Origin of the sequence: Atlantibacter sp. RC6 (assembly GCF_014193285.1) — a bacterium.
Taxonomy (GTDB): domain Bacteria; phylum Pseudomonadota; class Gammaproteobacteria; order Enterobacterales; family Enterobacteriaceae; genus Atlantibacter.
On record NZ_JACHZE010000004.1, the window covers coordinates 325,035 to 338,368 of the forward strand.

Annotated in this window: 13 protein-coding genes; 7 read left to right on the plus strand and 6 right to left on the minus strand. The window is 56.7% G+C overall.

Annotation, left to right across the window (positions count from 1 at the left end; all coding sequences use genetic code 11):
* Positions 1 to 14: 14 nt before the first annotated feature.
* From FHW74_RS11925 to sodA, 4 genes are all read right to left on the minus strand, one after another.
* A complete protein-coding gene (locus FHW74_RS11925; protein ID WP_370528004.1) occupies positions 15 to 203 on the minus strand; it encodes a CcdB family protein in 189 nt (62 codons plus the stop codon).
* Positions 200 to 1,537 carry a Fic family protein gene (locus tag FHW74_RS11930; protein ID WP_183170637.1) on the minus strand — a complete coding sequence of 446 codons (1,338 nt, stop codon included), beginning with the start codon at positions 1,535 to 1,537 and terminating at the stop codon, positions 200 to 202. Before FHW74_RS11930 ends, FHW74_RS11925 begins: the two co-directional genes overlap by 4 nt.
* Before the next feature lie 122 nt (positions 1,538 to 1,659).
* The gene (gene yiiM, locus FHW74_RS11935) at positions 1,660 to 2,349 is read right to left on the minus strand and encodes a 6-hydroxyaminopurine reductase (protein ID WP_255459906.1); all 690 of its coding nucleotides are present in this window, start codon (positions 2,347 to 2,349) and stop codon (positions 1,660 to 1,662) included.
* Between the two features lie 69 nt (positions 2,350 to 2,418).
* Complete coding sequence (gene sodA, locus FHW74_RS11940; protein ID WP_183170639.1) at positions 2,419 to 3,039, minus strand: superoxide dismutase [Mn]; 621 nt, start codon at positions 3,037 to 3,039, stop codon at positions 2,419 to 2,421.
* Positions 3,040 to 3,324: 285 nt separating this feature from the next.
* On the opposite strand from sodA, the gene FHW74_RS11945 reads away from it, so the two are divergent.
* Entirely contained in the window at positions 3,325 to 4,746 is a 1,422-nt protein-coding gene (locus FHW74_RS11945) for an L-fucose/L-arabinose isomerase family protein (protein WP_183170640.1), read from the plus strand.
* 197 nt (positions 4,747 to 4,943) lie between these two features.
* Positions 4,944 to 5,978, plus strand: a complete 1,035-nt coding sequence (gene rhaT / locus FHW74_RS11950; RefSeq protein WP_183170641.1) for an L-rhamnose/proton symporter RhaT — start codon at positions 4,944 to 4,946, stop codon at positions 5,976 to 5,978.
* On the opposite strand, the gene rhaR is transcribed toward rhaT, so the two are convergent.
* Both rhaR and rhaS read right to left on the minus strand, forming a co-directional pair.
* Positions 5,975 to 6,838 (minus strand): HTH-type transcriptional activator RhaR, encoded by an 864-nt coding sequence (gene rhaR / locus FHW74_RS11955; protein WP_183170642.1) that lies wholly within the window; start codon positions 6,836 to 6,838, stop codon positions 5,975 to 5,977. The two genes, rhaT and rhaR, sit on opposite strands and share 4 nt — an antisense overlap.
* 128 nt (positions 6,839 to 6,966) lie before the next feature.
* Complete coding sequence (gene rhaS, locus FHW74_RS11960; RefSeq protein WP_183170643.1) at positions 6,967 to 7,803, minus strand: HTH-type transcriptional activator RhaS; 837 nt, start codon at positions 7,801 to 7,803, stop codon at positions 6,967 to 6,969.
* Between the two features lie 290 nt (positions 7,804 to 8,093).
* On the opposite strand from rhaS, the gene rhaB reads away from it, so the two are divergent.
* The 5 genes from rhaB to rhaM are packed head-to-tail and all read left to right on the plus strand — an operon-like array spanning position 8,094 to position 13,174.
* A complete protein-coding gene (gene rhaB, locus FHW74_RS11965) occupies positions 8,094 to 9,563 on the plus strand; it encodes a rhamnulokinase (RefSeq protein ID WP_183170644.1) in 1,470 nt (489 codons plus the stop codon).
* Positions 9,560 to 10,819, plus strand: coding sequence for an L-rhamnose isomerase (gene rhaA, locus FHW74_RS11970; protein ID WP_183170645.1), 1,260 nt, complete (start codon positions 9,560 to 9,562; stop codon positions 10,817 to 10,819). The genes rhaB and rhaA overlap by 4 nt, the downstream gene beginning before the upstream one ends.
* Before the next feature lie 58 nt (positions 10,820 to 10,877).
* Positions 10,878 to 11,702, plus strand: a complete 825-nt coding sequence (gene rhaD / locus FHW74_RS11975; RefSeq protein WP_183170646.1) for a rhamnulose-1-phosphate aldolase — start codon at positions 10,878 to 10,880, stop codon at positions 11,700 to 11,702.
* 12 nt (positions 11,703 to 11,714) lie between these two features.
* A complete protein-coding gene (fucO, locus tag FHW74_RS11980) occupies positions 11,715 to 12,863 on the plus strand; it encodes a lactaldehyde reductase (RefSeq protein ID WP_183170647.1) in 1,149 nt (382 codons plus the stop codon).
* On the plus strand, positions 12,860 to 13,174 hold the full coding sequence (rhaM, locus tag FHW74_RS11985) for an L-rhamnose mutarotase (protein ID WP_183170648.1): 315 nt from the start codon (positions 12,860 to 12,862) through the stop codon (positions 13,172 to 13,174). The genes fucO and rhaM overlap by 4 nt, the downstream gene beginning before the upstream one ends.
* Positions 13,175 to 13,334: the final 160 nt, after the last annotated feature.

Below are 13,334 nucleotides of genomic sequence, written 5' to 3' on the forward strand. Positions count from 1 at the left end.
AGCGGTGAGTTTGTTTAACTGATCCCATCCAGCAGAAAATCCAACGCTGATTTAATGACATCACGTTGGATTATGATGCTGCAGACTTCTTCACCCAGCGCTCTTTCAGGAATACTCGCGAGTTCGTGAGTCATTAATACAAATTTTTCAGATCCTACCGTCAAATGGGTAATGATGTACTTTTTACATAAGCAAATAATCACCAGTCCTGTACCGACGCCGCTTTATCGTTTTTCCCGCGCCACTTTTTAAGCTCAAACAGACTGCGCGGTGAAAGATAGACGTTGCCTTTGCCCTCTTTCATCGCTTTCATCAAGCCCAGCGCAGTGAGTTTCTTTAAATCCTCGCGGGCCGTATTTTCGGATACGCCCATCCGTGCGCAGACTTCCGCAGCGGTAAACAATATGCCGGGCTGATTAATAGCGATTGTCGCTAATTCACGCTGACGGGTGTTGATCTGGCTGAAAATCCCCGAGTCATACAGCCAGGAGCGCAACTCAACACGGGTATGAATAAACTGTTGAATATAATCCAGATACTCCTGCACGGCGCGTGACACAATCTCACATTGATAGTTGACGAAATAGGTTAAATCCATCTCATCCGTTTCAGAGTAAAGATATGCGCGGACGTATTTGGCCGGTGCGTTTTTTAACAGTTTAGAGATTGAGATATAGCGGAACGCGGTATAGCCGCATTTCAGCATATACCAGTAAAACATCGCCCTGGCGGTTCTGCCGTTACCGTCTTTAAAAGGATGCAGATAGCCAATCATGAAATGAATAATGCAGGCTTTTACCAGCGGATGGAGATAGGTTTCATCTTCTGCGCTTTCATGCGGCGTATTAATAAAAACGCATAAACTTTCCAGCGCGTCGGGTAGCGTGCCTGCGTCAGGAGGCGTATGGATCACATTCCCCTGATGATCGGCGACGACAATCTTATCGTTCACCGTTCTGAACTGTCCGGGCGTATATTTATCATCGCTGATACCCTCAATGGCCACCCGATGCAGCGCCTGTATTTCTTCGACATTAAACGGCGCACTTCCCCGCTCCGAGACATAGTTCATCATGCGGTAATTCCCCATGATCATTTTCTCGCCTTCGTCACGCGGGATGCGTCCGACTTTAAGCATTTCCAGTGCTACCCGGCTGGTCGTCGCCGCGCCTTCAAGCTGACTGGAGGCAATGGCCTCGGCCAGCGTTAACTCATCCATTAAATAATCTGCCGCGTCGAATTTCTCATAACGTTCGGTTTCAGCCGCAGACGAGGTTAAACGGTCAACAACAGAGCACGATTTTTGGATCAGTGCGGTGATATTAATCCGGGGAATACAGTTTCTTGCTGACGGAACGCGAGTGCGCAACAAAGGAAGCTGCGTGGCGGAAATACGGCGCGCCATAACAATATGTTGCCACAGGGAAAGCAGTTTTTCTGCGTCGCGAATTCGACGTTTGAGCTGATCGTAATGGAGGTACGGCGTACCTTTCAGGCGGTATTCCACCAGGTAATCCATGATGAATTCTGGGGTCATCCCACTCAGGGGTAATCGTTTCGGCGGAGGAGTGACCTTCACGCTTCACCTCAAAATCGAATGAAATTGAGGTGATGATGGGCTGAATGCGCTTACAAGACAAGCAAAAGGCTAAAAAAACCTCACCCCGCTGGCTTCGCACTCCCCCACAACCGGCGCGAATAATCTTCGATCTTCCCGGAAATACGGCGCTTTTGCATGGTTCGGGTCCAACTCACCGACAACCCCGCCGCGCTTAACAGGCGGTGATACTGTTCATCATCAAAGGGCATATGCCAGGCGATAGCGGCGGCGTCGCGAATGCTGACGTCACTGGTACGGGACGCCAGTTCCAGCGGCGCATCGGCGCTGACGGCGCCAGCCTGGATTACGCGATATAACCAGCCGGTGCGGGTCGTGTTTTGCATCAGCAATGACAAATCACTGATAGAAAAATGGAAATTGACTTTAAAGCACGGCGAGCGCGGTTGGGTGACCTGAATCAGCGCCTCGCCCCAGCGGAAAATATCGCCGATACAGACGTTCTCTTCGGTGAGCCCAACGGTTGAGATGTTTTCGCCAAACGCCGGTGCGACAAACAACTCTGCCTGCGCCGGGAATTCGCGCGCCCACCGGGCGTAATGCTCGCGGGGATAATGGCAAAGCGCGCGATCCGGTCCGCCATGGATCACTTTTTCCGCCTGCTGATCGCCTGTCAGCCCCCGTTCGGTCAGGGTTAACGCGCCTTCAACCTGAACCTTGGCGATGGCGCTGGGGCGGCTGCCGGGGTAATCACGCACCTGGCCAATGTAAATGTCTGCGGGATAATGCATCTGCTGCTCCTTATGCGGATACAAAAAAAGCGAGCCTCAGGCTCGCTTTATCACTGCAATATTGCAACCTTATTTTTTGGCAGCAAAACGTGCAGCCGCTTCGTCCCAGTTCACCACTTCCCAGAAGGCTTTGATGTAGTCAGGACGTTTGTTCTGATATTTCAGGTAGTAAGCGTGTTCCCACACGTCCAGGCCCAGGATCGGGAAACCGGATGCGCCGGAGATCGCTTCGCCCATCAGCGGGCTATCCTGGTTTGCGGTAGAGACCACAGCCAGTTTGTCGCCCTTCAGCACCAGCCACGCCCAGCCGGAGCCAAAACGAGTCGCTGCTGCTTTCTCGAATTCTTCTTTGAATTTTTCCACGGAACCGAAATCGCGCTCGATGGCTGCTTTCAGGTCGCCCTGCAGGGTAGTGCCGGTTTTCAGGCCTTTCCAGAACAGGCTGTGGTTCGCGTGGCCGCCTGCGTTGTTACGCAGTACGGTTTTCTTGTCAGCCGGAACCTGATCCAGTTTAGCGATCAGCTCTTCAACCGGCAGGTTAGCGAATTCAGGCAGGGATTCCAGCGCTGCGTTAGCGTTATTGACGTAGGTCTGGTGGTGTTTGGTGTGATGGATTTCCATCGTTTGCTTGTCGAAATGGGGTTCCAGGGCGTCGTAAGCGTAAGGCAGGGATGGCAGTGTATAGCTCATTTTTCATCTCCATTATTGTCGGGCGGCAAACGGACTTTTCAGCACCGGTGTGTTAACGCCGCGTAATCAGTGGGATCATTATAGTTAATTAAATGATATTGAAAATGTTTATCAATGCCGCATTTATTATAAGGTTATTCACAACAGGAATAAGCCAGTTTGCGAGGCACTTCACAGAGATAACGGTTTTTCTGCCAGGTCGCTGTCAGGGTGGCAAAAATACGAAGGTTACCACCGGGTAAACAGGCCATAGTCGATGCTCCTCATGTTCCCTGGAGCACAAAAATGACGATAAATATCGCACTTTTTGGGGTGGGTCTGGACACCTACTGGCCGCAGTTTCACGGTCTCGAACAGCGTCTGACAGGCTATCTGTCGCGTATCCACCAACGCCTTTCCTCCCCTGAACGCCATATCATCAATGGCGGCTTGATCGACAGCATCGCTAAAGCCGACGCTTTCACCGCCAAACTCAACAGCCAGCCGGTTGATGTGATTTGCCTCTACCTCAGCACTTACGCGCTCAGCGCCACGGTGCTGCCGCTGGTGCAGCGAATCAATAAGCCAGTGATTATCCTGGCACTCCAGCCCGAACCCGGCCTGCCCTACGCCACCATTCGGGCGCTTGCCGATCGCGGCGCCCGCACCGGCGAATGGCTGGCGCATTGCCAGGCATGCAGCGCGCCGGAACTGGCAAACGTGTTTAACCGCGCCGGCATCCGTTATCAGTTATTAGTCGGCGCGCTGGAAGGCGATGAGGCCATCTGGCAAGAAACCGACGCCTGGCTTGAGGCGGTGAACGTACAGCGCGCCCTGGCGGCTGCACAGGTAGGCGTGCTGGGGCATTACTACGACGGCATGGTGGATGTGTACAGCAATATGACCAATCTGTCGGCCAGGCTTGGCGTGTGCTTTAAGCCGCTGGAGATGTGCGAAGTCGCGGAGTACCGGGAAAACGTCACGCTGGCGCAAACCCAGGCCAAATGGCAGGAGCTGGAGCAGGTAATGCAGATCGATCCGGCCTGCGAGCAGAGGGAGTTGGATCGCGCCGTGCAGACCGCCTGTGCGCTGGATACGCTGGTGGAAAATAACCAGCTGGCGGCGCTGGCCTATTACTACGAAGGACGTAACGGCAACGCCTGTGAAAACATCATTACCTCCGTGATCATGGGCACCACGCTGCTCACCGGGCGCGGCATCCCGGTAGCGGGCGAGTACGAAATCAAAAACGTACTGGCGATGAAAATCATGCAACTGCTGGGTGCAGGCGGTTCGTTCTCAGAGCCTTATGGGATCGAATTTCAGGATGATGTGGTGCTGTGGGGCCATGACGGCCCGGCGCATCCGCTGATGGCGGACGGCGAGGTGCGGCTGGTGCCGCTGCCGGTGTATCACGGTAAACCCGGCAAGGGCGTGTCGATTCAGATGACGGTTAAGCCCGGCCCGGTAACGTTCCTGTCGGTGGTGGAAGACGCGGATAACCGCGTGATCCTGCAATATGCCGAAGGCGAAGCCGTGGCGGGAGAAACGCTCGACATCGGCAATACCAATAGCCGCTACCGCTTCCCCGTCAGCGCCCGGGATTTTACCACTCGCTGGAGCCTCGGCGGCCCGTCGCACCACTGCGCGATTGGCATCGGTCATCAGGGCGCATTGCTGGAAAGACTCGCCTGGCTGCTGGCTATCCCGGCAGTAAAAATCGCCTGACCCGCCCTCCTCCCGGCCTGCGCCGGGAGGAGAAAATTCGAACTGTGATCCCGGTCTTACCCACCCGCTGTTTTTTGCCATTTATGATGTGCGCGCGGCAGTTGCCCGAAGGTAGCGCTTTCCCTGGATCCCTAAACTCGTCGTCATTGGGGGTGTGCTCGAACCCCTGGCCATTCGACAAAATGAGGAATTAAAGAATGAGTAACGCAATAACGATGGGGATCCTCTGGCACCTTATTGGCGCGGCCAGCGCCGCCTGTTTTTACGCGCCCTTTAAACAGGTAAAAAACTGGTCATGGGAAACCATGTGGTCAGTGGGCGGGCTGGTCTCGTGGATTGTCCTGCCCTGGGCGGTCAGCGCCGCGCTGCTGCCTGACTTCTGGTCCTACTACGGTTCGTTTAGCGCTTCCACACTGCTGCCGGTATTTTTGTTCGGCGCGATGTGGGGCATCGGCAACATCAACTACGCCCTGACCATGCGCTATCTCGGCATGTCGATGGGCATCGGGATCGCCATCGGTATTACGTTAATTGTCGGCACGCTGATGACGCCGATCCTGAATGGCAAATTCGGCGTACTGATTGGCACGCCTGGCGGGCAAATGACGCTGCTTGGCGTGCTGGTCGCGCTGATTGGCGTCGCTATCGTCACCCGCGCAGGCCAGCTGAAAGAGCGCCAGATGGGCATCAAAGCCGAAGAGTTTAACCTCAAGAAGGGGCTGATTCTGGCGGTGATGTGCGGCATTTTCTCCGCCGGAATGTCGTTTGCGATGGACGCAGCAAAACCGATGCATGAAGCCGCCGCGGCGTTAGGCGTCGATCCGTTGTATGTCGCCTTGCCAAGCTACGTGGTGATCATGGGCGGCGGCGCGGTGATTAACCTCGGCTTCTGCTTTATCCGCCTGGCGAAAGTCCAGAACCTGTCGGTACGCGCCGACTTCTCGCTGGCTAAGCCGCTGATCATCAGCAACGTGCTGTTCTCAATGCTGGCCGGCCTGATGTGGTACTTGCAGTTCTTCTTTTACGCCTGGGGCCACGCCAAAATCCCGGCGCAGTACGACTATATGAGCTGGATGTTACACATGAGCTTCTATGTACTGTGCGGCGGCCTGGTGGGGCTGATCCTTAAAGAGTGGAAATCGGCGGGACGCCGTCCGGTGGGTGTGCTGAGCGTCGGCTGCGTGGTGATTATCATCGCCGCCAATATCGTGGGGCTGGGGATGGCGAACTAACCCTCACGTACACCCTCGCGCTTTAGCCATTCATGACACTGCTGACGCCACAACCGTGGCGTCACGCCCGTTTCACGGGTAAACACCACCGAAAAGTAATTGCTGTCCTCAAAGCCGCAGCGCGACGCGATATCGCTAATCAGCATCTCGGTATGGCGTAGCAGATATTGTGCCTGGCAAATCCGTAACTGGCGCAAATAATGGTTGATGGTCATCCCGGTCTGCTGGCGGAAACGCTGGCGCAGCGGGCGCTCCTGCACCTGATGGCGCTGGCAAAATTCCTGTAAATCAAAGGCGTTATTAACGCTGTTATCCAGCGCGGCAATCAGCAAATCCAACACCTCACCCTGATCTGGCGAACCGGTGCTATCCGGCTGATAGCGATGACGGCGCAGCGTAATGCACAATTGCAGAAACAGACTTTCGCTGAGGGTACGCGACAGCCCGTCGTCTTTCGGGCTTTCATGTTCGAGCTGACTAATGATTTGCCGCGCCTGGGCGATCCCCTGGCTGTTCAGTCGCCAGCGCGGGTTGAGTTCCTGCGGTTTCAGCAATGCGTCCCAGTCCACATTCAGGGTAAGCCGTTCCGGGCAGTAGATGATGTTATGCAGCACCAGATCGTTTACCGACTCATAGCTGTGGCGATCTTCCGCTTTGATATAAAACAGGTCGCCACAGGTAATGCGCCAGGGCCGGTCGTTCAGCACGTGCAGACCGTTGCCGCGCCATACCATCACCAGTTCGCAAAAATCGTGGGTGTGCTCCGCGAACACGTTCTGCGGGTAACGGTCCGCCACCGCCACGGGCTGCATGGGCGAAGCGAAAAAATCGGCTTTTTTGAGGATCAACTGAGCGGCCAACGTTTGCCCCCGGCGTGAGTCAATGTGGAAGTATACAAGTCGCCCGCCGTACAGCCTGTCAGGGCGGGCCTGGTCGCAATCGGAAATTATTGAATTTCCTGAGGCAAAAAACGGTGATGTTGTTCGCGTTACTGGAGCTGGCGATCGCGGCCCTGGCGGATATCGCGCGGAGAGAAACAAAACTCACGCTTAAACAGCGTCGAAAAGTGGTTACTGTCGCCGAAACCGCATTGATAAGCGATATCCGTGACGCTTTCTTCGCTGTGACGCAGCAAGTGGCGGGCGCGCATCAAACGCAGCCGATTCAGATAACGCTGAGGCGTTAGCCCAGTTTGCTGTTTGAGTTGGCGGTGCAGGGTTCGCAGCGACAAATCAAACTGTTCGGCCAGCGTCTCCCAGCAAACTTCGCTGGCAAAATGCTCCTCCAGCCAGCCGATCATCATATTTAACCGGTTATCTGCGCCAGCAGACGGGTCAGCGAGGCTACCTTTGCGGATCTGGATCAGCAACTGCATAAACAGGATTTCACGCTGGGCCAGGCTGTGGGTGTCAGTGGCGTTTCCTAATGCCTCCAAATCAGCCAGCAAATTCTTCACCTGCGCCAATACTTGTGGCGGCACGCGCCAGTGCGACGGGTATATGCCGTCCTGCTCCTGAGGCAGCAATTTATCCAGCCCGGCAAGAAAGCTGAACGCATCAGGCGCGCGATAGAGCACATTGGTCAGGCACAGATTCTCGGTATGTTCAAACAGGTGCCTGTCGTGATCGCGCACAAAGCATACCGAGCCGCCGCTCAGGGTATAGGGCTGCCCGTTAAAAATGTGCGCCCCTGTGCCGTGTTCGACGATGACAATCTCATAAAAATCATGGTGATGCTCTGGAAATGCCGATTGCGGCAAACGGGGTTCTATCGCCACGGTCGCGGCGCTGCATGGGAAATAATCGCTGCAGGTTAAAACGGTCATTTTCGCCTCCCACCCACTGAAATTTCGCTTGATAGTAGATAACCGCCCCCGGCCGCACCTTAATTTTTCGACGCTAAACAGCGCAAATTGTGTTCGTTTTTTAAGAATCAGCGGGAAAGATCGGGAATTGCGGCAAGGCTCACAACACGCATGAAATGCAAACTGTGAATTCACTCACGTTCACCTTTGCCTTGTTGCCAACGCAGGTTTGACATTGTCAGTGGCGAGAAGGTGACGCGCCGGGCTTGTTTTTAGACTGATGGGCATTGATTCAGAGAAGGATTCCCATCATGTCTATTCGACATAGCGTTGCGGTTGATCTGGGTGCCTCAAGCGGCCGCGTGATGCTGGCGCGCTTCGATACCGCCAGCCGCGACCTGCAATTAAAAGAGATCCACCGCTTTACTAACCAGCTTATCCGTGACGGGCAGTTTGACTGCTGGGACGTGGACGCGCTGGAAAGCGACATCCGTTTCGGCCTGCAAAAAGCCTGCGAGCAGGGCGTCGCCATCGACAGCATCGGCATTGATACCTGGGGCGTGGACGTGGTGCTGCTGGACGCCCAGGGCCAGCGCGTCGGCCCGGCGGTGGCCTATCGCGACAGCCGCACCGACGGCATCATGCAACAGGCGTGCGAATCGCTGGGCCGTGAAGAGATTTATCGCCGCACCGGCATTCAGTTTTTACCCTTCAACACGCTTTACCAGTTGCGTGCGCTGACTCAACAGCAGCCGGAACTGGTGGACAGCGTGGCGCATGCCCTGCTGATGCCCGATTACCTGTGCTATCGCCTCACCGGCGTGATGAACTGGGAATACACCAACGCCACCACCACCCAACTGGTCAATATCAACACTGATAACTGGGACGAGGCGCTGCTGGAATGGGCAGGCGTGCCGGCGCGCTGGTTCGGCACCCCAGGCCATCCGGGCAGCGTGGTGGGTCACTGGGTGTGCGCCCAGGGTAACCCTATTCCGGTGGTCGCGGTCGCGACCCACGACACCGCCAGCGCCGTGATCGCCGCGCCACTGGAAGGTAAAGACGCCGCGTATCTTTCGTCCGGCACCTGGTCGCTAATGGGCTTTGAAAGCAAAACGCCTTACGCCCACGCCGACGCGCTGGCTGCCAACATCACCAACGAAGGCGGCGCGGAAGGCCGCTACCGGGTGCTGAAAAACATCATGGGGCTCTGGCTGCTACAGCGCGTCATCAAAGAGCACAACATCACCGATCTGCCCGCGCTGATTGAACGCGCCCGCCAGCTACCGGCCTGCCGCTGCGTGATTAATCCGAACGACGACCGGTTTATCAATCCGCACAACATGAGCCAGGAGATCCAGGCCGCCTGTCGCGAGAGCCATCAGCCCGTCCCGCAGAACGCAGCGGAGCTGGCGCGCACCATTTTCGACAGCCTGGCGCTGCTGTATGCCGATGTGCTGCACGAGCTGGCGCGGCTGCGCGGCAAGCCGTTTACCCGTTTGCATATCGTCGGCGGCGGCAGCCAGAACCATTTTCTCAACCAGCTGTGCGCTGACGCCTGCGGGCTCCCGGTTTCCGCCGGGCCGATCGAGGCTTCGACCCTGGGCAATATCGGTTGCCAGCTGATGGCGCTCGACGACATCGCAGACGTCGACGACTTCCGCCGGGTGATCAAACAGACCAGCTCACTCACGACCTTCACACCCAATCAACATAGCGAAATTGCCCGCGTTGCTGCGCAGTTTCAGCAAACCCATCAAACAAAGGAGCTTTGCGCATGACTACGTCTATTAATCAGGCATGGGAACTGGCTAAACAGCGTTTTGCCGCCGTTGGCGTCGATGCCGAACAGGCCCTGGCGGCGCTCGATCGCCTGCCGGTCTCCATGCACTGCTGGCAGGGCGATGACGTCGCCGGTTTTGAAAATCCGGAAGGATCGCTGACCGGCGGCATTCAGGCTACCGGCAACTATCCGGGCAAAGCGCGTAACGCCACCGAGCTGCGCGCCGATCTGGAGCAGGCCATGAACCTGATCCCAGGCCCGAAGCGCCTGAACCTGCACGCCATTTATCTGGAATCTGACACCCCCGTTGAGCGCAACGCCATCAAACCGGAGCACTTTAAAAACTGGGTGGAATGGGCGAAGAAACAGCATATTGGCCTCGATTTCAACCCGTCCTGCTTCTCGCACCCTTTGAGCGCCGACGGGTTTACCCTGTCCCACGCTAACGATGAGATTCGTCAGTTCTGGATCGATCACTGTAAAGCCAGCCGCCGCATTTCCGCTTACTTCGGCGAGCAACTGGGAACGCCGTCGGTGATGAATATCTGGATCCCGGACGGTATGAAAGACGTACCGGTGGACCGCCTTGGCCCGCGCCAGCGCCTGATTGCCGCGCTGGATGAGGTGATCAGCGAGAAGTTCGACGATGCCCACCATATCGACGCCGTTGAAAGCAAACTGTTTGGCATTGGCGCAGAAAGCTACACCGTCGGCTCCAATGAGTTCTACATGGGCTACGCCACCAGCCGCCAGACCGCGCTGTGCCTCGACGCCGGCCACTTCCACCCGACCGAGGTGATTTCCGACAAGATCTCCGCCGCCATGCTGTATGTGCCGCGCCTGCTGCTGCACGTTAGCCGCCCGGTGCGCTGGGACAGCGACCACGTGGTGCTGCTGGATGATGAAACCCAGGCCATCGCCAGCGAAATCATTCGCCATGACCTGTTCGACCGCGTGCATATCGGCCTCGATTTCTTCGACGCCTCGATTAACCGCATCGCGGCCTGGGTTATCGGCACCCGCAACATGAAAAAAGCCCTGCTGCGCGCCCTGCTGGAACCGACCGATCACTTGCGCAAGCTGGAACTGAACGGTGATTACACGGGCCGTCTGGCGCTGCTGGAAGAGCAGAAATCCCTGCCGTGGCAGGCGGTATGGGAAATGTATTGCCAGCGCAACGACACTCCGGCAGGCAGCGAATGGCTGGAAAGCGTGCGCGCTTACGAAGAAAGCGTCCTGCGCAAACGCGCGTAATTGATAACGACTCAGGTTCACAGGGGCCGCTGGCTGGCCCCGTAAAGGAAACAACACTATGCAGACTATTATTCATTCCTGGTTCGTTCAGGGCATGATCAAAGCCACCACCGACGCCTGGCTGAAGGGCTGGGACGAGCGCAACGGCGGCAACTTAACGCTGCGCCTGGATGAGGCGGATCTGGCGGATTATCAGGCTGATTTCTACGCCCAACCGCGCTATATCGCCCTGAGCCAGCCGATGCCGCTGCTGGCCAATACGCCGTTTATCGTTACCGGCTCCGGCAAATTCTTCCGCAACGTGCAACTGGCCCCGGCGGCCAACCTCGGCATTGTCAAAGTCGACAGCGACGGCGCGGGTTATCACATTCTGTGGGGTCTGGAAGAGAGCGCGGTGCCAACCTCTGAGCTTCCGGCGCACTTCCTCTCCCACTGCGAACGTATCAAAGCCACCCAGGGCAAAGACCGCGTGATTATGCACTGCCACGCCACTAACCTGATTGCGCTTACCTATGTGCTGGAAAACCGCACCGACGTCATCACCCGCAAACTGTGGGAAGGCAGCACCGAATGCCTGGTGGTCTTCCCGGACGGCGTCGGCATTCTGCCGTGGATGGTGCCGGGCACTGATGAAATCGGCCAGGCCACCGCACAATCAATGAGTCAGCATTCGCTGGTGCTGTGGCCGTTCCACGGGGTCTTCGGCAGCGGTCCAACGCTGGACGAAGCCTTTGGCCTGATTGATACCGCTGAGAAATCCGCCGAGATCCTGGTGAAAGTCATCTCCATGGGCGGTATGAAACAAACCATCTCTCGCGATGAACTGATCGCGCTGGGCAAACGCTTTGGCGTTACCCCGCTCGCCAGCGCGCTGGAACTGTAAAGGAAGACAGCCATGAGCTTTTTATTAGCACTGCCGAAAATCAGCCTGCACGGCGCAGGCGCGATTGGCGATATGGTCAAACTGATCGCCGGGAAAAAATGGGGCAAAGCGCTGATCGTCACCGACGGCCAGTTGGTGAAAATGGGTCTGCTGGACAGCCTGTTTACCGCGCTGGACGCCCATAAACTGCCGTATCATCTGTTCGGTGACGTATTCCCCAATCCGACCGAAGCGCTGGTGCAACAGGGTTTCGCGGCTTTTAAAAACGCACAGTGCGATTACATTATCGCTTTCGGCGGCGGCAGCCCGATTGATACCGCCAAAGCGGTGAAAATTTTGACCGCCAATCCAGGGCCGTCCACCGCTTACTCCGGCGTCGGCAAAGTCACCCATCCGGGCGTGCCGTTGGTCGCGATCAATACCACCGCAGGCACCGCAGCGGAGATGACCAGCAACGCGGTGATCATCGACAGCGAACGCCAGGTCAAAGAGGTGATTATCGACCCGAATATCATCCCGGATATCGCCGTGGATGACGCCAGCGTCATGCTGGATATCCCCGCCGCCGTCACCGCCGCGACCGGTATGGACGCCCTGACCCACGCGGTAGAAGCCTATGTCTCGGTGGGCGCGCATCCGCTGACCGACGCCAACGCGCTGGAAGCGATCCGCTTAATCAGCCACTGGCTGCCGCAGGCGGTGGATAACGGTCACAACCTGCAAGCGCGCGAAATGATGGCTTACGGGCAGTATCTGGCGGGCATGGCGTTTAACAGCGCCGGGCTTGGGCTGGTGCATGCGCTGGCGCATCAGCCGGGCGCGACTCATAACCTGCCGCACGGGGTCTGTAACGCGATCCTGCTGCCGGTCATCGAGAACTTTAACCGCCCGAACGCCGTCGCCCGTTTTGCGCGTATCGCCCAGGCCATGGGCGTGGATACCCACGGACTGAGCGACGAGCAGGCCAGCGTGAAAGCCATCGAAGCGATCCGCGCCCTGTCGGCCCGCGTCGGCATTCCATCAGGTTTCGCTGCGCTGGGCGTAACCAACGCGGATATCAAAGGCTGGCTGGATAAAGCGCTGGCCGACCCGTGTGCGCCATGCAACCCGCGTACCGCCTCTCGTGATGAAGTGCGGGCGCTGTACCTGGAGGCGTTATGATCCGCAAAGCCTTTGTGATGCAGGTGAACCCCGATGCCCATGAAGAGTATCAACGCCGCCATTCGCCGATTTGGCCAGAACTGGAGGCGGTTCTTAAGCAGCACGGTGCTCATCACTACGCTATTTATCTCGATGCACAGCGTAACCTGCTTTTTGCAACCGTAGAGATCGAGTCAGAAGCCCGCTGGAATGCGGTGGCGGATACCGACGTGTGCAAGCGCTGGTGGAAACACATGCGTGAAGTGATGCCGAGCAATCCGGATAACAGCCCGGTGAGCGAAGAGTTGAAAGAAGTATTTTACCTGGATTAAGGTAGTGATTAATAAGCCCGACACGCAATGCGCGGTCGGGCGTTTTTATTTTGGCTAACGCGAATTAATGCGCAAACTGGCAATGCGTCGTTTTATTATCGAGTTCGGTGACCGCCTGAATAATCACCTTTAATACGATGCCTGTTACACAGCATTATGG